Annotated in this window: 20 protein-coding genes and 1 tRNA gene; 11 read left to right on the top strand and 10 right to left on the bottom strand. The window is 71.2% G+C overall.

Translation table 11 applies throughout. The features are described from left to right. Positions 1-22: 22 nt before the first annotated feature. Positions 23-805: an SDR family oxidoreductase gene (locus tag IO20_RS0105765; protein WP_030546680.1), complete on the bottom strand. Its 783-nt coding sequence runs from the start codon at positions 803-805 to the stop codon at positions 23-25. Between the two features lie 82 nt (positions 806-887). Between IO20_RS0105765 and IO20_RS0105760 the strand changes: the two genes are divergently transcribed. Then, on the top strand, positions 888-1,784 hold the full coding sequence (locus IO20_RS0105760; protein WP_030546678.1) for a hypothetical protein: 897 nt from the start codon (positions 888-890) through the stop codon (positions 1,782-1,784). 129 nt (positions 1,785-1,913) lie between these two features. On the opposite strand, the gene IO20_RS0105755 is transcribed toward IO20_RS0105760, so the two are convergent. The 3 genes from IO20_RS0105755 to IO20_RS0105745 all read right to left on the bottom strand — a co-directional run bounded on the left by IO20_RS0105755 (position 1,914) and on the right by IO20_RS0105745 (position 4,212). Continuing rightward, positions 1,914-2,114 (bottom strand): DUF397 domain-containing protein, encoded by a 201-nt coding sequence (locus IO20_RS0105755; RefSeq protein ID WP_030546677.1) that lies wholly within the window; start codon positions 2,112-2,114, stop codon positions 1,914-1,916. Between the two features lie 239 nt (positions 2,115-2,353). After that, positions 2,354-3,214 carry a helix-turn-helix domain-containing protein gene (locus IO20_RS0105750; RefSeq protein WP_030546675.1) on the bottom strand — a complete coding sequence of 287 codons (861 nt, stop codon included), beginning with the start codon at positions 3,212-3,214 and terminating at the stop codon, positions 2,354-2,356. A 299-nt stretch (positions 3,215-3,513) separates the two neighbouring features. Further along, positions 3,514-4,212, bottom strand: coding sequence for a GOLPH3/VPS74 family protein (locus IO20_RS0105745; RefSeq protein WP_030212103.1), 699 nt, complete (start codon positions 4,210-4,212; stop codon positions 3,514-3,516). Positions 4,213-4,407: 195 nt separating this feature from the next. Between IO20_RS0105745 and IO20_RS0105740 the strand changes: the two genes are divergently transcribed. Next, positions 4,408-6,834, top strand: coding sequence for a D-alanyl-D-alanine carboxypeptidase family protein (locus IO20_RS0105740; protein WP_031126931.1), 2,427 nt, complete (start codon positions 4,408-4,410; stop codon positions 6,832-6,834). 481 nt (positions 6,835-7,315) lie between these two features. Further along, positions 7,316-9,001 carry a DUF2339 domain-containing protein gene (locus IO20_RS0105735; RefSeq protein ID WP_030546671.1) on the top strand — a complete coding sequence of 562 codons (1,686 nt, stop codon included), beginning with the start codon at positions 7,316-7,318 and terminating at the stop codon, positions 8,999-9,001. A gap of 76 nt (positions 9,002-9,077) precedes the next feature. On the opposite strand, the gene IO20_RS0105730 is transcribed toward IO20_RS0105735, so the two are convergent. Continuing rightward, a tRNA-Arg gene (locus tag IO20_RS0105730) sits at positions 9,078-9,150 on the bottom strand. Between IO20_RS0105730 and IO20_RS40215 the strand changes: the two genes are divergently transcribed. Continuing rightward, complete coding sequence (locus IO20_RS40215) at positions 9,124-9,261, top strand: hypothetical protein (RefSeq protein WP_157850730.1); 138 nt, start codon at positions 9,124-9,126, stop codon at positions 9,259-9,261. The genes IO20_RS0105730 and IO20_RS40215 overlap by 27 nt on opposite strands. A gap of 280 nt (positions 9,262-9,541) precedes the next feature. Here IO20_RS40215 and IO20_RS0105725 read toward each other — a convergent pair whose 3' ends face one another. Beyond that, on the bottom strand, positions 9,542-10,042 hold the full coding sequence (locus IO20_RS0105725) for an AMIN-like domain-containing (lipo)protein (RefSeq protein ID WP_157850728.1): 501 nt from the start codon (positions 10,040-10,042) through the stop codon (positions 9,542-9,544). A gap of 104 nt (positions 10,043-10,146) precedes the next feature. Next, positions 10,147-10,677 (bottom strand): AMIN-like domain-containing (lipo)protein, encoded by a 531-nt coding sequence (locus IO20_RS0105720; RefSeq protein ID WP_157850727.1) that lies wholly within the window; start codon positions 10,675-10,677, stop codon positions 10,147-10,149. 610 nt (positions 10,678-11,287) lie between these two features. On the opposite strand from IO20_RS0105720, the gene IO20_RS0105715 reads away from it, so the two are divergent. The 3 genes from IO20_RS0105715 (at position 11,288) to IO20_RS0105705 (ending at position 15,096) form a co-directional block, all read left to right on the top strand. After that, entirely contained in the window at positions 11,288-12,661 is a 1,374-nt protein-coding gene (locus tag IO20_RS0105715; RefSeq protein WP_030546665.1) for a TrkH family potassium uptake protein, read from the top strand. Beyond that, complete coding sequence (locus IO20_RS0105710) at positions 12,654-13,373, top strand: potassium channel family protein (RefSeq protein ID WP_030546663.1); 720 nt, start codon at positions 12,654-12,656, stop codon at positions 13,371-13,373. Before IO20_RS0105715 ends, IO20_RS0105710 begins: the two co-directional genes overlap by 8 nt. A 100-nt stretch (positions 13,374-13,473) precedes the next feature. Next, on the top strand, positions 13,474-15,096 hold the full coding sequence (locus tag IO20_RS0105705; protein ID WP_425423698.1) for a class I adenylate-forming enzyme family protein: 1,623 nt from the start codon (positions 13,474-13,476) through the stop codon (positions 15,094-15,096). Here IO20_RS0105705 and IO20_RS0105700 read toward each other — a convergent pair. Beyond that, positions 15,083-16,354, bottom strand: coding sequence for a M6 family metalloprotease domain-containing protein (locus IO20_RS0105700; RefSeq protein WP_030546659.1), 1,272 nt, complete (start codon positions 16,352-16,354; stop codon positions 15,083-15,085). The two genes, IO20_RS0105705 and IO20_RS0105700, sit on opposite strands and share 14 nt — an antisense overlap. A 268-nt stretch (positions 16,355-16,622) precedes the next feature. On the opposite strand from IO20_RS0105700, the gene IO20_RS0105695 reads away from it, so the two are divergent. Both IO20_RS0105695 and IO20_RS0105690 read left to right on the top strand, forming a co-directional pair. Next, complete coding sequence (locus tag IO20_RS0105695) at positions 16,623-17,288, top strand: TetR/AcrR family transcriptional regulator (RefSeq protein ID WP_030546657.1); 666 nt, start codon at positions 16,623-16,625, stop codon at positions 17,286-17,288. A gap of 78 nt (positions 17,289-17,366) precedes the next feature. Further along, positions 17,367-18,896, top strand: coding sequence for an MFS transporter (locus IO20_RS0105690; RefSeq protein ID WP_030546655.1), 1,530 nt, complete (start codon positions 17,367-17,369; stop codon positions 18,894-18,896). Between the two features lie 49 nt (positions 18,897-18,945). Here IO20_RS0105690 and IO20_RS0105685 read toward each other — a convergent pair whose 3' ends face one another. Next, positions 18,946-19,455, bottom strand: coding sequence for a MarR family winged helix-turn-helix transcriptional regulator (locus IO20_RS0105685; RefSeq protein ID WP_030546653.1), 510 nt, complete (start codon positions 19,453-19,455; stop codon positions 18,946-18,948). A gap of 104 nt (positions 19,456-19,559) precedes the next feature. On the opposite strand from IO20_RS0105685, the gene IO20_RS0105680 reads away from it, so the two are divergent. Beyond that, a complete protein-coding gene (locus IO20_RS0105680; RefSeq protein ID WP_030546651.1) occupies positions 19,560-20,348 on the top strand; it encodes a dioxygenase family protein in 789 nt (262 codons plus the stop codon). Here the strand turns inward: IO20_RS0105680 and IO20_RS0105675 are convergent, their stop codons facing one another. Further along, positions 20,349-21,365 carry a questin oxidase family protein gene (locus IO20_RS0105675; protein ID WP_030546648.1) on the bottom strand — a complete coding sequence of 339 codons (1,017 nt, stop codon included), beginning with the start codon at positions 21,363-21,365 and terminating at the stop codon, positions 20,349-20,351. It abuts the gene before it with no gap. Between the two features lie 395 nt (positions 21,366-21,760). On the opposite strand from IO20_RS0105675, the gene IO20_RS0105670 reads away from it, so the two are divergent. Further along, positions 21,761-22,762 carry a sigma-70 family RNA polymerase sigma factor gene (locus tag IO20_RS0105670; protein ID WP_030546646.1) on the top strand — a complete coding sequence of 334 codons (1,002 nt, stop codon included), beginning with the start codon at positions 21,761-21,763 and terminating at the stop codon, positions 22,760-22,762. Positions 22,763-22,778: the final 16 nt, after the last annotated feature.

Raw genomic sequence — 22,778 nt, 5'->3', positions numbered from 1 at the left:
TGGAGGGAGTGCGGGGGTGAGGTCAGCGCATCAGCTCACCCGCGTTGACGAGCAGGGACTGCCCCGTGATCGCCCGCGCCCGGTCCGAGGCGAGGAAGGCCGCCGCCTCCGCCACGTCCCCGTCCGTCGCCAGCTCCGGCAGCGCCATCCGCTCGGTGAGCCGGGCCAGCACCTCCGCCTCCGGCGCCCCCTCGGCGTCCGCGGCGAACCGGACGTACGCCTGCACCGGCGGCCCCCACATCCAGCCCGGCAGCACGGTGTTGACCCGTATCCGGTACGGCCCCAGCTCGTGCGCGAGCGAGTACATCGCCGAGGTCAGCGCCCCCTTCGAGGCCGCGTACGCGGCCTGCCGCACCTGCGAGGGCGCGGCGACCGCCGACTGCGTACCGATGAACACCACCGAGCCCCCGCGCTCCTTGAGCGACGGCAGGCAGGCCCGGGTCATCCGCAGCGTGCCGAGCAGATTGACGTCGAGGACGGCCTGCCAGGTCGCGAAGTCGGCGTCCTGGAGGCCACCGAAGGAGGAGTCCCAGGCGGCCACGTGGACCACCGCGTCGATCCCGCCGAAGCGTTCGACGGCGAGCGCGGCGAGGGCCTCGCACTGCTCCTCGTCGGTGATGTCCGTGGCCCGGTACGCGGTACGGCGCCCCTCCGGGTCGATCCCGGCGGCGGACTTGGCGAGGTTCGCCTCCGTGCGCGCACCGAGCACCGCGTTCCCCCCGTCCCGCACAACCGTCTCGGCGACGCGGTACCCGAGGCCCGCGCCGACTCCCGACACGACGACCGTCTTCCCCTGGAGCGGCATCCGGACCCCTCTCGACCCTGGCCAAGTATCTGACGGAGCGTCAGAGTAGGTGTCGGTCACCGACTTGGGAAGGGGTACGGAGATGAGCGAGGAGACCCGCGACACCACCGCCGCGACGGGCTCGACGGGCTCGACGGGCTCGACGGGCTCGACGGGCGGCACGTCCAGCGAGACGTACGCGGAACTGGCGTCCGTCGGCCCGTACGGCGTCCGGCCCGGCCACGCCCTGATCACCATGGTGGAGCCGCACCCGGGCCACGAGTACGCGTACAACCGCTGGTACGAGGACGACCACTACTACGCGGGCGCCATGGCGATGCCCTGGATGTACGCGGGCCGGCGCTGGGTCGCCACCCGGGAGCTCCAGGAGCTGCGCCGCCCGGAGAAGTCCGCCGTCGCCCAGCCCGTCACCGCCGGCTGCTACCTCTCCACGTACTGGGTCACCGAAGGCCGCTACGACGAGCACATGAAGTGGACCGTCGGCATCAACAAGCGGCTCAACCGCGACGGCCGCGTCCACCAGGAGCGGACGCACGTCTTCACCTCGTTCCAGGACCACGAGGCGACCGTCTACCGCGACGGGGCGGCCGGCCCGCGCGACTTCCACGCCCTCGACCACCCCTACGCCGGACTGATCCTCCAGGTCGTCGACGCCGAAGGACCCGAGGAGCGGGCGGCCCTGCTCGAACGGCTGCGGACCCGGGAGCTGCCCCGGCGGCTCGCCGGCTCACCGGCGGCGATGGTCACCGTCTTCCGGCCGACCCCGCTGCCCGGCGACCGCATGACGTACGTGAAGCAGGTCGAGGGCGTCGACACCCGGCTGACCCTGCTCTGGTTCCTGGAGCGGGACCCCCGCGAGTGCTGGACGGAGCACTTCTCGGACCTGGAGTCGCTCGGGGCCGGAGGTCGGGTGGAGCTGGTGGCGCCGTTCATCCCGACGGTGCCGGGGACGGACCGGTACGTGGACGAACTGCGCTGAAGAGGAGCGGGAGAACGGAGCGGGAAAAGGCCGAGCCCCCTCGGCCAGGACGGCGGACCGGACGAGAGGGCTCTTCGGGTACTGCGGGTACTGCGGGTACAGCTGGTGACGACGGGTGCGCACCGGGGCTCAGAGGGCCCCGTTGCTCACCTCGCCGACGAACGCGTTCCACGAACCCGGTCCGAAGGAGAGGGAGGGGCCTTCGGCGGCCTTGGAGTCCCGCACCGCGATCGACGCGACGACAGGGGACTTCACTTCGACGCAGGCGCCGTTCCCGCCGGAGTACGAAGACTTGGTCCACGCGTCCGTTGCACCCTGAATGATCGCCATTACACTCAACTCCGGTTCTGCCAGTGGGGTGTGTCGCACCGACCTTCTTGGCGGCGTGATCGACGCTACTGGTCGGCACCCTCCGACGGGACCGGCGTTCACACGTCCGAGTGGCATATTCCAACTCGGCTTCCGTGGGAGCGATCATCCGGTGTACCGTGCCTGCCCCGGCCCGGCGGGACCCCTGGCGTGGCCGAAAAACGGAGCGCCGGCGGAGCCCGGCCGGCGGCGGGCCGGAGTCAGCCCTTGGCGTGCTTCTTCGCCATCTCCGCGATGAACTCGCGGGTCTGCTCGACGTTCAGCGCCTGCGCCCTGAGGTGCTCGTACATGACGCTGTACTTGCCGACGTCCTGGGCCTTCTCCAGGTACAGGTCGCTCGTCACGCCCTCGATGTAGACGACGCTGGAGTCCGACGTGTCCGGGAACTCCAGGATCGAGTACTGGCCGCTGATCCCCGGATGCGCGCCCATCTCGAAGGGGATCACCTGCACGGTGACGTGCGGCAGATGGGACTGCTCGAGCAGGTGCTCCAGCTGCTCCACCATCAGCTGCCTGCTGCCGACGATCCGGTGCAGCGCGCCCTCGTCGATCACCGCCCACAGTCGCAGTGGACGCTCCTCGTCCCGGATCCGCTCCTGGCGGCGGGTGCGGACCGTGACCCGCTTGTCGATGTCAGCCGGCGTCGACTCCGGCATCGCGCCGGAGATCACGGCCTCCGCGTACGCGGGCGTCTGGAGCAGTCCGGGGATGATCTGCGACTCGTACATCCGTAGGCTCTCGGCGTCCGTCTCCAGGCCGATGTAGACGCTGTACGGGATGTCGCCGAAGGCGTGCCACCAGCCCTGCTGGCGCGAGTCCTTGGCCATCTGCATGAGCGAGTCGACCATCCGCTCGTCCTCGACCTCGTACACGCCGCACAGGTCGCGGACATCGCGCTGACTGATGGAGCGACGGCCGTTCTCCAGCCGGCTGATCTTGGACTGGGAGACGAGAAGACGCTCGGCGACCTGCTCGGCCGTCATGTTCTTCGCCTCCCGGAGCTTGCGCAGCTCCTGGCCCAATCGGCGTCGCCTGACGGTGGGGTTGACGTTGGACGCCACGGAAACTGCACCTCCGGCTGTCTGCTGCGTAGCTGTGAGTATCTACCGCTTGGCAGACTGCCACCAAAGGTCAGGTGTGCGCTGGAAAATGACCACAACGTATGCGCGGGCCGACTGCTGCGCTATGTGCGTGGGTGCGGGCCGGTCGTGTGGCGACGCGTCCGCGCGGGCCGGCCGTGTGGCGACGCGCGTGTGCGGCCGACCGCGTGGCGGCCGTGTCGCGACGCGCGTGTGCGGGGCGGCCGTCCTGACCGCCCCGCACACCTGTGCGGCTCCCGGGCTGGCTCCTCGGGGTCGTCCTAGTGCGCCGCCGCGCGGGCCATGCTGCCGCGAGGCTGCGCCGGGACACCCGCGGCGCTCCGGCGCGGCTGTGCAGCCGCGCCGTTCTGGACGTCCATCACGGCGTGTGCCACGAGTCCGCCCATGGGGTCGTGTCGGATCAGATCGCGCAGCCGGGACCGCGACGACCGTCCTTCGTTGCCGGGGTAGAGGTGCTTCCCGAGACCGACCGCGTGGGCCAGCGCGGCAAGCGCCGCGGTCCGCGGGTCCGGCGGTACGCCGGTGCGGATCGCACTGTCCAGCCGGGAACGGATCTCCCGACTGATCGCCGTCTCCGTCGCCTGGTAGCGAGTCGTCGGCAACACCCCGCACATCTGGGTCTCCACGGCATGCACCATGCCGCATCGCTCCAGATGCGAGAGATACGTCTGGCGAAGCCCCAGTCGGGGCCCGCCGATCCAATGGACGGCCCGAACCGGACTGCCACGCCTGCGCAGCAGTTCCAGCGCGGAGTCCAAGGTCGGATCTCCGGTCGGCCGTGGCATCACCACGGCGATACGATCCCCGTCAGGGGCTATCCGGCCTGCCAATGCCAGCTCCACTAGCTGTGCACCGGCCAGACCGAGGTCGAGCGACTGCGGCTGCGCTGTGGTACCCGTGGTCGGGTCCAGAGCGAGCAGCAAAAGCTCCTCCGGAATGGTTCTGCGGCTCCTGCCCATCCATGCCTCCCCGCGTGGATGAATGACAGGGTGACCCCTCTCACATTCATCTGTCGAGAGCGCCTGGGTGGTTCATCCGGGAACCAGTAGGTATGTCGTTCTCGTCTAGCACGGGAGCCAAGGGGTTCACACAGGACACTGGTACACGGACCGGTACACAGGTCCGTACGTACGCATGACCATGGAGGAGGCACGGTGGCGGGCGAGTCCCCCGACAGGGCGGAGCAGCAGGGGTCGTCTCAGGAGACGAAGCCCTCGGGCGGCGGAAGCCGGGATCCCCGGATTTCCGTGCTCCGTGAGTCAGACGCTCCGTCGTCCTCGTCGGTTCAGGTCGACCAGCCGACGGCCGTCTTCAAGACCCTGGCGCCGCGGACCCCGGAGGACGACGCGCCGACGGCCAAGCCGGCGGCCACGCCGGAGCCGGAGGAGTCGGAGGACTCGGAGGAGACCGAAGCCGCGACCGAGGCCGGGGCTGGGGCTGCGGCGGGCCCTGAGGTCGCGTCAGAGCCCGCGACGGAGCCGGCGTCCGAGTCGGCGGCCCAGGAGCCGGAGAGCGCGCGCCTGAAGGCGGCTGTGGCGGCGTGGGTGGCGACCGCGGACGAGCCCGAGGGGGCCGACGAGCCCGAGGAGCCCGAGGAGGCCGTCAGGGCCGAGTCGGACGAACCCGGGGACGAGCCGGAGGACGCCGAGTCCGCGGCCGCCGAGTCCGAGCCCGAGCCCGAGTCCGAGTCCGAGTCCGAGTCCGAGTCCGAGTCGGAGGCGGAGGCGGACGACGAGGCGGACGACGAGGCGGACGACGAGGCGGACGACGAGGCGGGCGACGAGGCGGGCGACGAGGCGGGCGAGGCGAAGGCTCCTGTCGACTCCTGGTTCGCCGCGCGAAAGGCGGCGGAGCCCGCCGACTCCGCGCCCACCGACTCCCCGGACGAGGGCGACGACGCCGAGGACCCGGAGCCGGAACCCGAACCTGAGCCGGTCGACCAGCCGACGACCATGTTCAAGGCGGTCCGCCTGCCCGTGGCGCCCCCCGTGGACCAGCCCACGACCGCGCTGAAGCTCCCGCCGGGCCTCGTCGCGGACTCCGACAGCGAGCGCACCAGCACCTTCGTACCGCTGCGTGCGGACATCCCGGCCGAGCAGAAGGCCGAGAGGGCACGGGAGGCCGCCCAGACCCCCAAGGCGCCCGCGCCCACGCCCGCGTCCACGTCCGCGTCCAGGCCCGCGCCGGAGGCCGCCAGGCCCGCCGCGTCGGGACCGGCCGCCGCCGCTCCCGTACCGCCCGCGCCGGCGCCCGCTTACGTGGAGGCGGAGCGGACGCGGCAGCAGCCGTTGCCGCCGCTGCCCCCGCTCGACCTGCTCGCCGAGCTGACGAACACTCCGCCGCCGCCCCCGACCCCGCTGCGGACGACGATGCGCCGGGTGCGGATCTGGACCCCGCTGGTGCTGCTCGTACTGATCGTCTTTGCGATCGTGCAGATGGTGCGACCGCTGCCCGCGCCCGTCCTCACGCTCTCCGCCGCGCCGACCTTCACCTTCGAGGGCGGCGAGCTGAAGCTGCCGTTCCCGACCGAGGGGCAGGGCGCCGTCGAGGTCGAGGGCGTCGGTTCCATGGGTACGTACGGGGCGCAGAAGCCGGCCCCGATCGCGAGCGTCACGAAGACGATGACGGCGTACGTGATCCTGCGCGACCACCCGATCAAGGGGAGCCAGAAGGGCCCCGAGATCGAGATCGACCAGAAGGCCGAGGATCAGGGCAAGGCCGAGCACGAGTCGACGGCGCCGGTCCAGGCGGGTCAGACGTACACGCAGAAGGAGCTGCTCCAGCTCCTCATGATCCCCTCCGCCAACAACGTGGCGCGGCTGCTCGCGCGCTGGGACGCCGGTTCGGAGGCCGCGTTCGTCGACAAGATGAACGCCGCCGCGAAGGACCTGGGCATGACCCAGTCCACGTACACCGACCCGTCGGGGCTGCTCGACAGCACCGTGTCGACGCCGCAGGACCAGCTGAAGCTGGCGAAGGCGGTCATGCAGTACGACGTGTTCCGGGAGATCGTGAACTCGCCGAACGCGACGATCGAGGGTCTGCCCCGCCGGATCGAGAACAACAACAACATCCTGCTCCAGCCGGGTGTGAGCGGCATCAAGACCGGCTCCTCCACGCCGGCGGGCGGCAACCTGCTCTGGTCGGCGAACACGATCGTCGACGGCCAGAACCGCCGCATCCTCGGCATCGTCATGGGGGCGAAGGACGCGGCGGACCTGGGCAAGAAGCTCCAGCTCGCCATCGACAACAGCCTCAAGGTGATCCAGCAGGCCCAGAAGGACGTCACCTCGGCCGTCGTGGTCCGCAAGGGCCAGGTCCTCGGCCACATCGACGACGGTCTCGGCGGCCGGACCCCGGTCGTGGCCACCAAGGAGCTCAAGGCGATCGGCTGGCCGGGCCTCGAGGTGAAGCTGGAGCTCACCGACGGCGGCAAGCTCCTGCCGCACGTCGGCACGGCGGGCGACGTCATCGGCCAGGTGTCGATCGGCACCGGCGCCGGCAAGGTCAGCTCCCCGGTCGCCCTCCAGAGGGACCTCGTGGAGCCCGGCTTCGACAAGAAGCTGACGCGCGTGGGCTGAGAAGCCACCCGCTTGGCCGGGCGCCCCGGTTCTCCGGGGCGCCCGGCTGTTAGCGTCTTCGGGGGACGAGGAAACGCGCGTGACCACGTGAGAAGAGAGACGGGCAGCACGGGAAAGGGCCGCAGTGACCACCGTCGAGCCGACGAGCGCCGCCGACCGCGCGGAGCCGAAGAGACAGGCCCGCGCCGGGTCCGGTCAGGGACCGGGTTCGGTGCCGAATCCGGGATCCGACCATGACGCGGCCCGTGACTGCGATTCCGACACAGGTTCAGGATCTGCCTCAAGATCAAATTCCGAGTCCGAATCCGGGTCCGATGCCGACGCGGATCCCGATGCGGATGCCGACGCCGATGCCGGCCCGTCTTCCCGTCTGCGAATAGTGCTCCCGGCACAGCGTCCCGCCCCCGCGCCCGACCCCGACCCGGCTCCGGCGCCGTCGGCGGTCCCGGCCGCCCCCCGGCGGAAGCGTCGCTACACGGTCATGGCGGCCACCGGTCTCGCGGCCGTCACCCACGTCCTCTGGTTCTTCTTCTTCGCGAACAGCGGCGGGGACCTGGCCGCGCAGGACGCGTGGGCGGAGTTCGTCGGCCGGCACCCCGACTCCGCGTACAACCTGGCCTGGTACGGCGGGATGCACCCGGTCTCGTACAGCGTCGTGTCGCCGTACCTGATGTCGCTGCTCGGCGTGCGCAGCACGATGATGGTCGCGGGGACGCTGTCGGCCGCGCTGACCGCGCTGATCCTGGTGCGGGTGCCGGCCGTCCGCAATCCGCTGGCCTGCTCGATCGCCGGCGTCTTCGCCTTCCTGTGCAACGCGCTGTCGGGGCGGGTGACGTTCGGCCTCGGCATGATGTTCGCGCTCGGCGCGGTGGCCGCCGTGTTCTGCTGGCCCCACCGCTGGCGCCGCAAACGCTGGGCGAAGGCCGTGGTGGCGGCGCCGCTCGCCGGCCTGGCGACGGCGTGCAGCCCGGTCGCGGGCCTGTTCCTCGGGGTGGGGGCGGCGGCGCTCTTCCTCAACAAGCGGCGCCCCGGCGCGTACGCCCTGGGTCTCGCCCCGGTGGCCGTGGTCGCCCTGTCGTCCTGGCTCTTCCCGTTCTCCGGCACGCAGCCGATGGCCTTCGGCTCGACCGCGCTGCCGCTGGCCTTCGGGGCGCTGGTCTTCCTGCTCGTGCCGAAGGACTGGCGCACGGTCCGCACGGCGGCGGCGGTGTACACGATCGGGACGCTCCTGACGTGGCTGATCGACTCGCAGATCGGCTCGAACATCTCGCGGCTCCCGATGCTGTTCGCGGGCGTCGTGCTGCTCGCCGCGCTGCCGTACACGGCACCGCGGTCACGCCGCTGGTACGCGCTGCTGCTCGCCTTCGCCGGGCTGAACTTCTGGATCGGCTTCAAGGGCGTCGACGACGTGATCCGCACCGCCCCGGACGCCTCCTGGGCGCGGGAGCTCGCGCCGCTCATCAACCAGCTCCAGGTACGGGACGCGGGCAAGGCGCGGGTCGAGGTCGTACCGGCGTCGAGCCACCGCGAGTCATCGGCGCTCAGCCCGTACATCAACCTGGCGCGGGGCTGGAACCGGCAGGCGGACATGGAGCGGAACCCGCTCTTCTACGACGACACGCTGAACGCCGTGAACTACGAGGAGTGGTTGGACCGCTGGGCCGTCCACTACGTGGTCCTGCCCACCGGCGCCCCCGACTCGGGCGCCGAGCAGGAGGCGGAACTGATCGCCGAGGGCCTGCCGTACCTGAAGCAGGTCTGGTCGGACGAGAACTGGCGCCTGTACGCGGTCGAGAACCCGACCCCCCTCGCGGACCCGCCGGCGAAGGTGCGGAGCGCGGAGGAGAACGAGGTCGTGATCGAGGTCGACCAGCCGGGCCGGGTCCTGATCCGCGTCCCGTACTCGCCGTGGCTGGCCCTCGTCGACGAGAACGGCGGCAAGATCGAACCGCCGGAGGAGACGGAGGCGTCGAAGCTGGCGCGCGAGGAGTCGGAGACGGAACTCCCGAAGGTCTTCGCCAACGAGGAGGGCTGCCTGTTCAAGGCGGAGGCGGACGCGGAGGGCGACGAGTGGACGGAACTCCTCGCCCCGAAACCCGGCGTCTATCGCCTGGCGGCCCCGTACAAACTCTCCCGAGGCACAGCCTGCCCGGAAGAACTCCGCTGACCGCCGTCGGTTGCCGCTGAGGAGCCGTGGACGTCGAAGGACCCCTACCGAGATCGGTAGGGGTCCTCTTCCCTTGTGCCCCCGGCAGGATTCGAACCTGCGACACCCGCTTTAGGAGAGCGGTGCTCTATCCCCTGAGCTACGAAGGCGTGGGCTTGGAGAAAACCCTGGAGAAAACCCAGCAACTGGATCTTCGGCAAGGAAGCCAAGCCCGCTGGTCAGACGCGGTGTGGATCCTGCTGAGCAGCATTGCTGCCTGACAAGAGCCGCGCCAACGGCCGACCAGGGAACAGGGTAGCGGATGGGCGTCCCCGAGGGGTCTTGGATAGCGGCTGCTGAGCGGCGTGGCCGACCAGATGGGTCGATGACCTGCAGTTTCTCCAGGGCGCTCCCAAAAGAGTGTGTGCAGGACGCCGCTCCAGCAGTGGTCGTCTTGACCGTTCCGTTCCGTTCCGGGAGCGGGGCTGCCCGGCGCAGGATCACTGCTCGTCCCCGGCCGCACCTCTCGGTAGCGGCCACGTTGGCGAACTGGCGCAGCGTCTACCGGTAGACGTCGACGACGACGCGGTCGGGTGCGGTCAGCGTGAAGACGTTGTAGCGGGTGGACGGGCCGAGCGAGATGCCGAACCCCGTTCGCGCCGCGTGGTAGTACGTGGGCTGTACGCCCTTGATCGTGGGGAGAGCCAGGGACTTGGTCAGGATTGCGCCGGAGGCCGGATAGGAGGGCTCCAGCATGATGAACAGGTAGGACGTGCCCTTGACTGTCAGGTACTCCGTGAGGCCACTCGGCCCGGAGTACGCGCCCGTCGTGTTCGTCTCCGTGTGGAACACCTGGGTGCTGGACGTGAGGTCGAACACGAGGCGGTCGTAACCGGTGTGCGTCGCAGCACGGATCCCCGTCACACAACCACTCATGTCGTAGCAGTTGACGGTCTCGACAGAGGTCGCGGCGGAAGCGGCCGGCGACGCAAGCGTCGAGACCAGAGCGGCAGCGGCGAGGGGGCCGGCGATTCGGGCGAACCTGCGGCGTATGGAACTCATGAGTGACTGGCTCCTTCTCGTTGGGATATCTGCCATTCAGGTGCGATTCGACCTATTGCGTACGAATTCAGAGCCTGCTCGTGCGCGGGGTGAAAGGGCCGGCGCTACCGGTAGATGTCGACGACGACCCGGTTCGGCTGGGTCAGCGTGAAGACGTTGTAGCGGGAGACGGAACCGTCGAGGGTGATGCCGAAGTCGATCGCGGGCGAGAACCCGAGGATGGCGTCGGTGTCGAACAGGAACTGGCTCGCCTTGACCGTGGGCAGGTTGAAGGACTCCACCCTGGGGTTCGTCGTCGTGAAGTCCCCGTCGCCGGCGCCCTTGAGGCTCAGGAACAGGTACGAGGAACCGGGGGTGACCAGATTCTTCGGCTCGCCGCCCGGGGTGTCGTAGCCACTGGACGTGGAGTGGGTGGCCTCGACGGTGGGCAGGGGGCCCTCTCCCAGGTCGAACACCACACGGTCGTAGCCGGTGTGTGTGGCGGCGCGGACCCCGTCGACGCAGATGTAGTCACAGACCTCGGACGCCGCCTGAGACGGCGTCGCCGACGCCGTGGGGGCGGCGCCGAGCGTCGCGAGGAGAGCTGCCGCGGCCGGAGCCGCCAAGTGCGCGAGAACACGTCGCGTAGCGTGCATGGTGCCTCATTCCCTTTGGACAGAAGGGCCGCACACTACGGCAGGCACCTGACATCCGAGCCCGGCTTTTTCGCTAGTACGTCACGTTCCGAACGGTCGACGGTTCTAGGGCTCACAGGCCGCCGCCCACCACGTGCTGAACCTGCGTCCCAGGCGCCGTCCGCCGGCAAACGCCGGCGCCGTGCATGGACGGTATTCCAGCCGCCGCTGTGCTGCCGAGGCTCCCGCTTCAACTGGTAGCGGTCGACGGCGCGCACGCCGGCAGGCCCGCCCACGTCGTGGGCGGTACGGACCACACCTCGCCGCACTCGGCGAACTCAGCGGCCTGTGTGCCACCTTGGTCGTCGGCGGTGTTGGTAACCGTGGAAGCGGTCACGGACCGCGCCCACGGTGCTCGCTGATCCGGCCTGGCGAGGTGCCCTCCAGCCGGTGACCCCGATGGCCCCGTCGCCGGCCGGCACGGGCGGCCGCGCCGGGTCGGGGGCGTCGGGTCGGGGGCGTCGGCGGACCCGGCGACGGCACGGCCCCCGCATCGCACGCGGCCTCCCGTGTCGGCGCCACGGGCGCGGGTAGGGTGACGGCCGTTCTCCGGAAAGGAGCCGCCGGAACCGTGGTCACCGTCGCGCCGCTCCGAGCGCGCTCGTTCTTCACCGCGCATCCCGCCCGTACCGTCGTCCTCGCCTTCGCGGCCGCCGTGACGGTCGGCACGGTCCTGCTTATGCTGCCCGCCGCGGCCGAGGACGGCGGCGGCACCGGCGTCCTGACCGCGCTGTTCACCTCGACCTCCGCCGTCTGCGTGACGGGCCTCGCGGTCGTGGACACGGGGACGTACTGGAGCGGCTTCGGCGAGGGCGTCATCCTGGCGCTGATCCAGGTCGGCGGCTTCGGCATCATGGCGATGGCCTCCCTCCTCGCCCTGCTGGTCTCCGGCCGGCTGCGGCTGCGGATGCAGCTGACGGCGCAGGCCGAGACGAAGAGCCTGGGCATCGGGGACGTACGCCGTGTCCTGATCGGCGTCGCCGGCACCACCCTGATGATCGAACTGGCCGTGGGCGCCTTCCTGGCGCTGAGGTTCCGCTTCGGCTACGGAAACGGGATCGGTGAAGCCGCCTACCTCGGTTTCTTCCACTCCGTGTCCGCGTTCAACAACGCCGGCTTCGGCCTCCACGCGGACAACCTCACCCGCTACGCCCGGGACCCGTGGGTCACCCTGCCGATCGCCTTCGCCGTCATCCTCGGCGGCATCGGCTTCCCCGTCCTCCTGGAGATGCTGCGCCACCGCAACCGGGCGCGGACCACCGGCCGGAAGAACTGGACCCTGCACACCAAGCTCACGGTCATCACCAGCGTGGTGCTGCTGCTGGTCGGCACGGTGCTCACGGGCCTCATGGAGTGGACCAACCCGCACACGCTCGGCTCCTTCGACGTGGGGGCCAAGCTCCTCAACAGCTTCTTCCACTCCTCCATGAGCCGCACGGCCGGCTTCAACTCCCTCGACGTCGGCGCCCTGCAGGCCTCGACCCTCCTGATGACGTGCATGCTGATGTTCATCGGCGGCGGCAGCGCGGGCACCGCGGGCGGCATCAAGGTCACCACCTTCGCCGTCCTGGCAGCGGCGATCCTCGCCGAGGTGCGCGGCGAGCCGAACTCCGTCGTCCTCGGTCGTCGCCTCGCCCCGCACGTCCTGCGCCAGGCCCTGACGGTGGCGCTCCTCGGCGTGGGTCTCGTCATGGCCGCCACGCTCGCGCTGCTCTCGGTGAGCAAGGCGCCCTTCGAGGAGGTCCTGTTCGAGGCCGTGTCCGCGTTCGCGACCGTCGGCCTGTCCACCGGCCTCACCGCGGACCTGCCCGCGGTCGGGCAGCTCATCCTCGTCGGCCTGATGTTCATCGGACGCATCGGCCCCATCACCCTGGTCTCCGCGCTCGCCCTGCGCGAACGCACACGACGGTACGAACTGCCCGAGGAGCGACCCGTCATTGGCTGACTACCTCCACAACCTGCGCAAGCGGCACGCCAAGCGGCTCGGCGAACACCGCCGGCCCGCCGCGGACCAGCGCGTCGCCGTCATCGGTCTCGGGCGCTTCGGCAGCTCGCTGGCGAACGAGCTGATGCGCCGGGGCTGGGACGTCCTGGGAATCGACACCGACGCCCGCCTGGTCCAGAAGTACAGCGACGGCCTCACCCACGCGGTCGTCGCGGACTCCACCGACCCCGACGTCCTGAACCAGCTCGGCGTCCACGAGTTCTCCAGCGCCGTCGTCGGCATCGGCAGCGACATCGAGTCGAGCATCCTCGTCAGCTCCAACCTGCTCGAAGCGGGCGTGCCCAACATCTGGGCCAAGGCCATCAGCCGCCAGCACGGCAAGATCCTCGAACGCCTCGGGGTGCCGCACGTCGTGCTTCCCGAGCACGAGATGGGCGAACGCGTCGCCCACCTCGTCACCGGCCGCATGCTCGACTTCATCCAGTTCGACGACGACTACGCCCTCGTCAAGACGGTCGCCCCCAGGGTCGCCACCGGCCGGCCCCTGGGCCTGTCCAGGGTGCGCAGCGAGTACGGCGTCACCGTCGTCGGCATCAAGCGCCCCGGTGAGGACTTCACGTACGCCACCGCCGACACGGTCGTCGAACCCGGCGACATCATCGTCGTCACGGGCAAGACCGGCGCCGTGGAGACCTTCACCGAACTCCCCTGACCTCCGAGTGGCTGCCGGGAGTGATCCGGTGGGAGTTGACCTGGCAGAGGGAGGCGCATAGCGTCGCGGCGCTGTGCGGCCGAGTGTTCAGGGGGTCCTCGTGGTGGTGTCCGGTGGAGACGAGCGGCTGACGGCCGGCGGGGCGCCCTTCGCCGTCGAGGGCGGGGTGTACGTCGGCGGGCCGCGGACCCTTCGGGAGTTCGTCGAGGTGACCTGGGCCTATGGCGACCGGGTGTTCCTGGTGTCCGAGGACGGGGCGATGACCTACCGGGAGTTCTTCGACGCCGCCTGCGGGCTCGCCCGGCGGTTCACCGGGGAGTACGGGCTGCGGCCCGGCGACCGGGCCGTCGTCGCCATGCGGAACCTGCCCGAGTGGCAGGTCGCCTTCTGGGCCGCCCAGCTGGCCGGGCTCGTCGCCGTGCCCCTCAACGCCTGGTGGGCCGAGGACGAGTTCACGTACGCGCTCGACGACTGTGCGCCGGGCGTGCTGCTCGTGGACGGGGAGCGGGTCGGGCGGGTGCGGGAGTGGGCCTCCCGGAACGGCGTGCCCGGGATCGTCTTCCAGGGAGAGGCCGAAGCAGGGTTCAGCGCCTACGTACCCGACACCGATCCGCTTCTCGGGCCGCCCCTCGTCGACGTCCTCCCCGAGCACGACGCCACCATCATCTACACCTCCGGCACCACCGGCCGCCCCAAGGGCGCCGTCGCCACGCACCTCGCGCAGGTCGGGGCCGCCATGAACCCCCGGTACTTCGCCGCCGCCGCGGCCCTCGCCCGGGGGGACGTGCCCGGGGCCGGGCCCGCGCCCGTCTCGCTGACCACGTTCCCCTTCTTCCACGTCGCCGCCTTCACCTCCTTCTACGGGGTGATGGCCGCCGGCGGGACGCTGGTGATGATGCGGAAGTGGGACGCCCCGCTGGCCCTGGAGCTGATCCGGAAGCACGGCGTCACGCACTACGCCGGTGTGCCCACCACCGCCCTCCAGCTCCTGGAAGCCGCCCGCGGCGCCGGTGACCCGCTGGAGAGCCTCACTCTCCTCAGCACCGGTGGCGCCGCCGCGCCGCCCGGGATCGTCGCCGGGATCACCGAGGGGTACGGGAAGCGGATCGAGCCCCGCAACGGCTACGGGCTCACCGAGACCTGCGGCGGGGTCCTCTCGAACGCCGGCGCCGAGTACCGCGCCCACCCGGGGAGCGTCGGGCGTCCCTCGCCCACCACCGAGGTGCGCATCGACCGGCCCGACGCCGAGGGCGTCGGGGAGCTGTGGCTGCGAGGGCAGGCGCTGATCCGCGGGTACTGGGGGAACGAGGCCGCCACCCGCGCCGCCTTCACCGACGACGGCTGGTTCAGGACCGGGGACCTCGCCCGCGTCGACGCCGAAGGCCGGGTCAGCGTCGTCGACCGGCTCACCGACATGGTGATCCGCGGCGGCGAGAACGTGTACTGCGTCGAGGTCGAGGCCGTTCTGCACGAGCACCCGGACGTCGTCGACGCCGCCGTCCTCGGCGTGCCGCACCCCCTCCTGGGGGAGGAGGTCGTGGCCGTCGTACGGCTGCGCCCGGGAGCCGGCTCCGACACCGAGGCGCTCCGCACCCACGTGGGTAGCCGCCTGGCCGCCTTCAAGGTGCCCGCCCAGGTCGTCGTACGGGAGGAGGAGCTGCCCCGGAACCCCACCGGGAAGATCCTCAAGAGGGAGCTCAGGGAAGGCTTCACGGGCGCGTGATCCGGACCCGGTAGGTGCCGTTCGCGTCCTCGTCGAGCACATGGATCTTGATGCCGTTGGCGCGGTCCGTGAACGTCTCGCCGGGGCGGTAGGGAGCGTCCGACAGTTCCGCGTGGACGTTGGCCCGGCGCGTGCAGCCGCCGCTCGCGCGCTCGCTGTCCGAGACGGTGACCGGGCCGTGTCCGGTGTCCACGTCGGACTCCACCCGGTAGACCAGGACGCCCTGCTCGCAGACAGCCTCGTCGTTGCCGCCCTTGCTGCGGACCTCGACGGCGTACCCGGAGGTGTCGGACAGCGGGACGAAGGCGAGCTTCGGGCCGCCGGGTATCGGCAGCGGGGTGAGCGTCCAGTCGCCGGTGCCGGGGTCGGACGCGCAGCCGACCTGGTCGTTGTCGAGCCAGCCGAGCTTCCACTTGTGCCAGGCGAGCAGGTCGTTGTTGGCGCCCCAGTCCTCGGACATGATGTCCCAGTGCCCGACGGTGCCGCCGCCGTCCGAGGTGTACAGGTCGGGCAGGCCGAAGACGTGCCCGTTCTCGTGCGGCAGCACCCGGTAGCCGGTCTCCGCGAAGCTGCCGGAGCCGTCGTCCTGGCGGCTGTAGACGAAGGACGTGTTGGCGAGCGGCACGCCGTCGGCGTAGGGGGCGTCGTCGTTGCCGGAGAAGGTCACGGACAGGACGGTGTCGAGGGCGGAGGGCCCGGCGTTCGGCGTGACCAGGACGTTGACCAGGTCGTAGGCGCTGAAGTCCACCTTCGGGTCGGCCGCCTTCACCATGTCCTCGACGAGGGAGCGGTAGCCCGGTTCGTACGGTGAGCCGCGTTCTATCCCGTACGCGGAGAACGCCTTCGGCATCCGCAGCCAGTCGGGCACCGGGGCCTCGGCCTCGTAGCGCAGCCGCCCGTACGAGCTGGTGCGGAACCAGTCGGCGGTCTGCGGGAAGAACTCTCGGAAGCGGCCCATGGCCGTGCCGTCCCCGGCGGCGTCCGGGAAGTCGATCATCAGGTTGAGGGCCTTGATCCGGCCGGTGGACCGCACGTAGCCGGGGGCGGTGGGCAGCCCCTCCGACATCTGCACGCCCATCGTGGTGGCGATGCGGCAGGGGCCGAGCTGGGCGCCGCCGGGCGCGGTGGCCACGGGGCCGGCCGAGGCGGGGGCGGGTCCGGGGAGGGTGCTGCTCGCGGAGGCGAGCAGCGTGAGGGAGAGTGCCGTGGTCGCGGCCAGGGCGACGGATCTGCGTATCCGTCGGCGGGGGTGCTGCATACGGGCGCCTCTCCGGTGGGGGCAGGTCGGCGGCACGGCCCCGTTCCGGTCCGGGGGCCGTGCTGTGCGATCAGCCTGTGACGAGCGGTTCGGACGCGCGCGCCGGGTGGCCCGATCGTGGGATCCCGAGCACGGGCCGGCGGTTGTGTCCCAGGTCACAAGGAGGCGGGAAATAACCGGGGACTGGGTCCCCGTTTAGGACTGTGTCGAACGAAGTGGGGAGTCGCTCCCCGGATCCCGAACCCGAGACGACCGAGGAGGTCGTGGCGTGACCACCAGTGCCGACACCGCACCCGCCCGTCGCGTGCCCCGCCCGCGGGCCGACGCCCTGCGCAACCGCGAGCGGATCGTGACGGCGGCCCGCGAGATGTTCGTCGAGTTCGGCCCCCAGGTGCCGTACGACGAGGTCGCGCGCCGGGCCGGCGTCGGGAACGCCACCCTCTACCGGAACTTCCCCGAGCGCCCCGACCTCGTCCGCGAGGTCGTCCTCTCGATCATGGCCCGCGTCACCGAGGTCGCGGAACGGGCCGCGGAGGAGGAGGACGACACCTTCGCCGCCCTCCGCCGCTTCACCCACGCCGCCGTCGAGGAGCGCATCGGCGCCCTGTGCCCGATGCTCGACGGCGCCTTCGACAAGGACCACCCCGACCTGATCGCCGAGCGCGACCGCCTGGAGGAGGTCGTCCGGGCGCTCGTCGGCCGCGCCCAGCGGGCCGGCCGGCTCCGCCTCGACGTCGGGGTCGGGGACCTGATGGTCGCCGTGTCCCAGCTGACCCGCCCGCTGCCGGGGACGGTCTCCGGCGCCCACTTCGACCAGTTCGTCCACCGCCATCTGCAGCTGTTCCTCGACGGCCTCGAAGCGCCCGCGCGCTCCGAACTGCCCGGGACGGCCGTGACCCTGGAGGACCTGAGGCGCGACTCCTGCCCGTCGTGAACACCAGGGCCCCGCACCCCTTTACGTAAGCCTTTCCATCCCTTTTTCACCAGTACGCGCCAAGAGGTGGCTACCCCCATGCCGAAAGTCCCCGACCACACCGTGACCCACGCCGACCCGGGGCGCTGGAAAGCGCTCGTCTTCATCGCCCTCGCCCAGCTGATGGTCGTGCTCGACGCGACGATCGTGAACATCGCGCTGCCCTCCGCCCAGCAGGACCTCGGGATATCGGACGGCAACCGGCAGTGGGTCATCACCGCCTACGCCCTCGCCTTCGGCGGTCTGCTCCTCTTCGGCGGACGCATCGCCGACCTGTGGGGCCGTAAGCGCACCTTCGTCGTCGGCCTGATCGGCTTCGCCGCCGCCTCCGCCCTCGGCGGGGCCGCGACCGGCGAGGCCATGATGCTCGGTGCCCGCGCGCTCCAGGGCGCCTTCGGCGCGCTCCTCGCGCCCGCCGCGCTCTCGCTGCTCGCCGTCACCTTCACCGACGCCAAGGAGCGCGCCAAGGCCTTCGGCATCTACGGTGCCATCGCCGGTGGTGGCGGCGCCGTGGGCCTGATCCTCGGCGGTTTCCTCACCGAGTACCTGAACTGGCGCTGGACCTTCTTCGTCAACATCCCGTTCGCCGTGGTCGCCGCCGTCGGCGCGTACCTCGTCATCCGTGAGCCGGCGGGCGGCCGCAACCGCTCGACGCTCGACATCCCCGGCGTGATCCTGTCCACCCTGGGTCTGGTCTCGCTCGTCTACGGCTTCACCCGCGCCGAGTCCGAGGGCTGGAGCGACGCCGGCACGATCAGCCTGTTCGCCGGCTCCGCGCTGCTGCTCATCGGGTTCGTGGCCACCGAGGCGCGGGTCAAGTCCCCGCTGCTGCCGCTGCGCGTCCTGACCGACCGCAACCGCGGCGGCGTGTACCTCTCGCTGGGTCTCGCGGTCATCTCGATGTTCGGCCTCTTCCTCTTCCTGACCTACTACCTCCAGGTCGTGAAGGGCTACTCGCCGGTCATGACGGGCTTCGCGTTCCTGCCCATGATCGTGGGCATGATCGTCGGCTCGACCCAGATCGGTACGCGGCTCATGACCCGGGTCCCGCCGCGGCTGCTCATGGCCCCCGGCTTCCTGACCGCCGGCCTCGGCATGCTGCTCCTCACCCAGCTGGAGATCGACACCTCGTACGCCGGTCTGATCCTGCCCGCGCAGCTGCTGCTCGGCCTGGGCATGGGTACGGCGTTCATGCCGGCCATGTCGCTCGCGACGCTCGGCGTGGACCCGCGGGACGCCGGTGTGGCCTCCGCGATGGTCAACACCTCGCAGCAGGTCGGCGGCGCCATCGGTACGGCCCTGCTGAACACGATCGCCGCCTCGGCGACCACCGCCTACCTGGTCGACAACGCGGCCGGCGCGACCACCCCGGACGCGCAGAAGCTGCTCCAGCTCCAGGGCATGGTCGAGGGCTACACCGCGGCCATCTGGTGGGCCGTCGGCATCCTGGTCGTCTCGGCCGCGATCGCCTTCGCGCTCATCAACACCGGCAAGCCGGACATGGGGGCCGTCGCCGGGTCCGGCGAGGGTGCCGACGACGAGCTGAAGGTGCCCGTCGTCGTCCACTGATCCCGTACCACCTCCGGCGCTTCCTGCCCTGGTCCCGCGAGCCGTGTGCTCAGCGGAGCCAGGGCAGGTCCGCGTCCGGGCCGGCCGGTTCGAGGCCTTCGGCCATCACGCGCATGATCTCGCCGAGCTGGGTCAGCTGTCCGGGGGAGAGGCGGTCGAACATCGCCTGGCGTACGGCCGCCACATGGCCGGGCGCGGTCCTGCGCAGCACGTCGAGGCCCTCGTCCGTGAGCAGGGCGAACTGGCCGCGCTTGTCGGAGGGGCAGTTCTCGCGGCGCACCCAGCCGTTCTTCTCCAGGCGGGCGATCGCGTGGGAGAGCCGGGAGCGGGTGATCTTGGCGCCCTTGGCCAGCTCGGTCATCCGGAGTCGGCGGCGGGGTGCCTGGGAGAGCTGGACGAGCAGTCCGTAGTAGATGTGCGGCATCCCGGCGTCGCGCTGCAACTGGCGGTCGAGGTGATCCTCCAGGAGCGTGGTGGCGTGCAGGTAGGCGCGCCAGGTGCGCTGTTCCTCGTCGGTGAGCCAGCGCGGTTCGGTGGCCGGGTCGGTCATGTCTCCCATGGGACCCATCGTACGACTCGTTCTTGAAAGTTGAACTATGTACGTTTACTCTGCATGTAGAGCTTGAAGTTTCAAGGACTACGAGGTTGCCGGAGGTCGCCACCATGGACGCCACGCTCGAACGGATGCCCGCCCTCTACCTCTCCCACGGTGCCCCGCCGCTCGCCGACGACCCCGTCTGGCCCGGCGAACTCGCCGCCTGGTCCGCCGACCTCCCGCGCCCCAAGGCGATCCTCATGGTCTCCGCCCACTGGGAAGAGGCCCCGCTCGCCCTCGGCGCCACCGAGACCGTCCCCCTCGTATACGACTTCTGGGGCTTCCCCGAGCACTACTACCGCGTGCGGTACGCGGCCCCCGGCGCCCCCGCGCTCGCCGAGTCCGTCCGCAAGCTGCTCCGCGCGCCCGGCACGCCCGTGCAGGACATCCCCGACCGGGGCCTCGACCACGGCGCCTACGTGCCGCTCGTCGAGATGTTCCCCGGCGCCGACATCCCCGTACTCCAGATCTCCATGCCCACCCTGGACCCGCGCCGGCTCATGGACATCGGGCGCAAGCTGGCCCCCCTGCGCGACGAGGGCGTCCTCATCGTGGGCAGCGGCTTCTTCACCCACAACCTCGCCGCCCTCCGCCACACCGGCGGCGGTGTGCCGGGCTGGTCCGCCGAGTTCGACGCCTGGGGGCACGAGGCCCTCGCCGCGCACGACGTCGACGCCCTCCTCGACTTCGCGCACAAGTCGCCCGCCGGGCGCCTCGCCCACCCGCGCACGGAGCACTTCGCGCCCCTCTTCGTCACCATGGGCGCGGCGGACGCGGCCGGTGACCTCGACGCGGAGCGGTCGGTGATCGACGGGTTCTGGATGGGGCTCGCGAAGCGGTCCGTGCAGTTCGGGTAATCACGGGAGCAGGGGCGGGTTCAGCTCGATCGAGCGGACGGCGGCCGTGAGCGCGACCGGATCGGCCACGTCGAGCGCCGTGTCGGTGAACTTGATCGTGTGGTCGTCGCCGTGCGCCGCCGCCCGCTCGAAGACCTCCTGGGGGGTGAGCGCCGTGGACGGAACCGGTGCCGCCTCCCTCGGGGTGTACGCGGCGGTCACCGCGGCCGCCGCCGCCCAGGCCGCCGCCAGGCTCGGCGCCCACAGCTCGCGCGGGAGCGCGGGCAGGGTGCGCAGGACGGCGTTCGGCGCGGTCGCCGCGTGCACCAGCATGATCGGCTCGCCGTGGCCGTGCGTCGCGTAGCGGTGTGTCGCCGCCGTGACCAGCTCGACGAGCCGCGCCTTCGCCGTGTCCGGGTCCGGAGCCTCGCCCCACCGCGGGAACGCCGTCAGCTGGTCGAGCCGGGCCCGGATCCCGCCGGACTGCTCCGGAACCGGCGGTACGGCGTCGAGCGCGGCCGCCGCCGTCGGCGCCCCGGCGAGGGGGGTGAGCGCGGGCAGCGCCTGGTGGCGGGCCGCCCAGTAGCCGAGCGCGTGCGCCAGCTCGGCCCGGCGCGGGGCCGACTCCTGACCGTCGGACGCCAGGAGGGTCCGTACGGCGTGACCCGTACGGATCACCGGATGCGTCGCCCCGCCCGCGATGCCGGGCAGCAGCCGGGGCCACCAGGCGGCCAGCACCTCCCGCCAGGGGCGCGCGTCGAGCTCGCGCCCGAAGTAGCGGGTCCAGTCGGTGATCCGTGCGGGGTCCCCGAGGGCCTCGCGCCAGTCGTCCGCCGTGATCGGGCGGGACGGCGGCGGCGGCTCCTCCAGCCTGTCGGCGTAGTGGTCGAGCCAGCGGTGCACGACCGGGGCCTGGCCGTGGCGGACCAGGGCCTCCACGGCCATCGGGGCGTGGTTGGAGAGCCAGCCGTCGCGCTCGGGGCCGGTGGTGTGGAGACGTTCGAGGGCTTCGTCGAGGGTGCCGGTCACGTCGTTCATGCCGAGGACGCTAGGGCGGGGAGGGGGTCCGGCGTAACGGTCCGGCGACCTAGGACCTGTCCTAGGCCCAGAGGTCGATGAGGATCCGCCTTCCCGGGGGCAACCCCATACGGCATCCGGGCGTCTGAAAGGGCGGCGCCGCATGTGATCGCGGTCTCACCGACGGTGTGGTCGGGCGCCCCGCGGGCGGCGCCGAATCACCCCCCGTGCCCGGTCTGACCTGCACCTCCGTGGGTTCCGGAGTCATGCCCGCGGGGGCGGCGGCCGCGCAGGATACTGCATGATCGCGAAAATCCATGTGCCGCGTGGGAATTCTGTCCTGATTCCAGTCGTTGTTTCCGTCGGATGCAGGGCACCCGGAAGGGTGTCGCGACCTACTCAGCAAGGGAGCACGCATGGCAACCCGTGCCGTCGCCCGTCGTCAGACCTCCGCCAAGAGCGGGGCCGCACGGGCGAGCAGCGTTCGCGCCGTGGGCGGGGAGATCGCCGACCGCGACCTGGTCGGCATGTACCTCGACGAGATCGCGCGCACGCCTCTGCTCGACGCCGCCAAGGAGGTCGAGCTCTCCCAGACGATCGAGGCGGGCGTCTACGCCCAGCAGATACTCGACTCCGTCGTGGAGAGCGAGGCGGGCGGCGCGTCCCGTGAGGAGCTCGAAGCGCTGGTCGCCGAGGGCGAGCGTGCCAAGGACCTCTTCATCAAGTCCAACCTGCGGCTCGTGGTGGCCGTGGCCCGGCGCTATCCGCGCAGCGGGCTGCCGCTGCTCGACCTGATCCAGGAAGGGAACGCGGGCCTGGTGCGCGCGGTCGAGAAGTTCGACTACGCGAAGGGCTTCAAGTTCTCCACGTACGCCACGTGGTGGATCCGCCAGGCCATCACCCGGTCCATCGCGGACCAGTCCCGCACGATCAGGCTGCCCGTCCACCTGGTGGAGGAGCTGGGCCGGATCCGGCGGGTGCAGCGGGAGTTCAACCGGGAGAACGGGCGCGAGCCCGAGCCCGCGGAGATCGCCGCCGAGCTGGACACGACGCCCGAGCGGGTCGTCGACGTCCTGGACTGGGCGCGCGACCCCGTCTCGCTGAACATGTCGGTGGACGACCAGGGCGAGACCCAGTTCGGCGACCTCCTCGAGGACACGTCGGCGATCTCGCCGGAGCAGTCGGTGCTCACGCTGCTGCGCAGCGAGGAGCTCGACGACCTCATCGCCAAGCTCGACCACCGCACCGCGTCGATCATCCGCATGCGGTACGGGATCGAGGACGGGCGCGAGCGGACGCTCACCGAGGTGGGCAAGGAGCACGGCCTCACCCGGGAGCGGATTCGCCAGATCGAGAAGCACGCGCTCCTCGAACTCAAGAAGATGGCCCGCGACACGGGCTTCGACGCGGCGGCCTAGGGCGGCCGGCAGCCGA

Source organism: Streptomyces exfoliatus (assembly GCF_000725545.1).
Taxonomy (GTDB): Bacteria; Actinomycetota; Actinomycetes; order Streptomycetales; family Streptomycetaceae; genus Streptomyces; species Streptomyces exfoliatus.
Note: the sequence above shows the minus strand (reverse complement) of the source record. Positions and strands in the feature narration are given on the sequence as shown.

What these genes read in the sequence shown, in the direction of transcription:
- IO20_RS0105765 (WP_030546680.1), bottom strand. Translation starts at nt 805, where the DNA reads ATGCCGCTCCAGGGGAAGACGGTCGTCGTGTCGGGAGTCGGCGCGGGC.
- IO20_RS0105760 (WP_030546678.1), top strand. Translation starts at nt 888, where the DNA reads ATGAGCGAGGAGACCCGCGACACCACCGCCGCGACGGGCTCGACGGGC.
- IO20_RS0105755 (WP_030546677.1), bottom strand. Translation starts at nt 2,114, where the DNA reads ATGGCGATCATTCAGGGTGCAACGGACGCGTGGACCAAGTCTTCGTAC.
- IO20_RS0105745 (WP_030212103.1), bottom strand. Translation starts at nt 4,212, where the DNA reads ATGGGCAGGAGCCGCAGAACCATTCCGGAGGAGCTTTTGCTGCTCGCT.
- IO20_RS0105735 (WP_030546671.1), top strand. Translation starts at nt 7,316, where the DNA reads ATGGCGGCCACCGGTCTCGCGGCCGTCACCCACGTCCTCTGGTTCTTC.
- IO20_RS0105725 (WP_157850728.1), bottom strand. Translation starts at nt 10,042, where the DNA reads ATGAGTTCCATACGCCGCAGGTTCGCCCGAATCGCCGGCCCCCTCGCC.
- IO20_RS0105720 (WP_157850727.1), bottom strand. Translation starts at nt 10,677, where the DNA reads ATGCACGCTACGCGACGTGTTCTCGCGCACTTGGCGGCTCCGGCCGCG.
- IO20_RS0105700 (WP_030546659.1), bottom strand. Translation starts at nt 16,354, where the DNA reads ATGCAGCACCCCCGCCGACGGATACGCAGATCCGTCGCCCTGGCCGCG.
- IO20_RS0105690 (WP_030546655.1), top strand. Translation starts at nt 17,367, where the DNA reads ATGCCGAAAGTCCCCGACCACACCGTGACCCACGCCGACCCGGGGCGC.
- IO20_RS0105685 (WP_030546653.1), bottom strand. Translation starts at nt 19,455, where the DNA reads ATGGGAGACATGACCGACCCGGCCACCGAACCGCGCTGGCTCACCGAC.
- IO20_RS0105680 (WP_030546651.1), top strand. Translation starts at nt 19,560, where the DNA reads ATGGACGCCACGCTCGAACGGATGCCCGCCCTCTACCTCTCCCACGGT.
- IO20_RS0105675 (WP_030546648.1), bottom strand. Translation starts at nt 21,365, where the DNA reads ATGAACGACGTGACCGGCACCCTCGACGAAGCCCTCGAACGTCTCCAC.
- IO20_RS0105670 (WP_030546646.1), top strand. Translation starts at nt 21,761, where the DNA reads ATGGCAACCCGTGCCGTCGCCCGTCGTCAGACCTCCGCCAAGAGCGGG.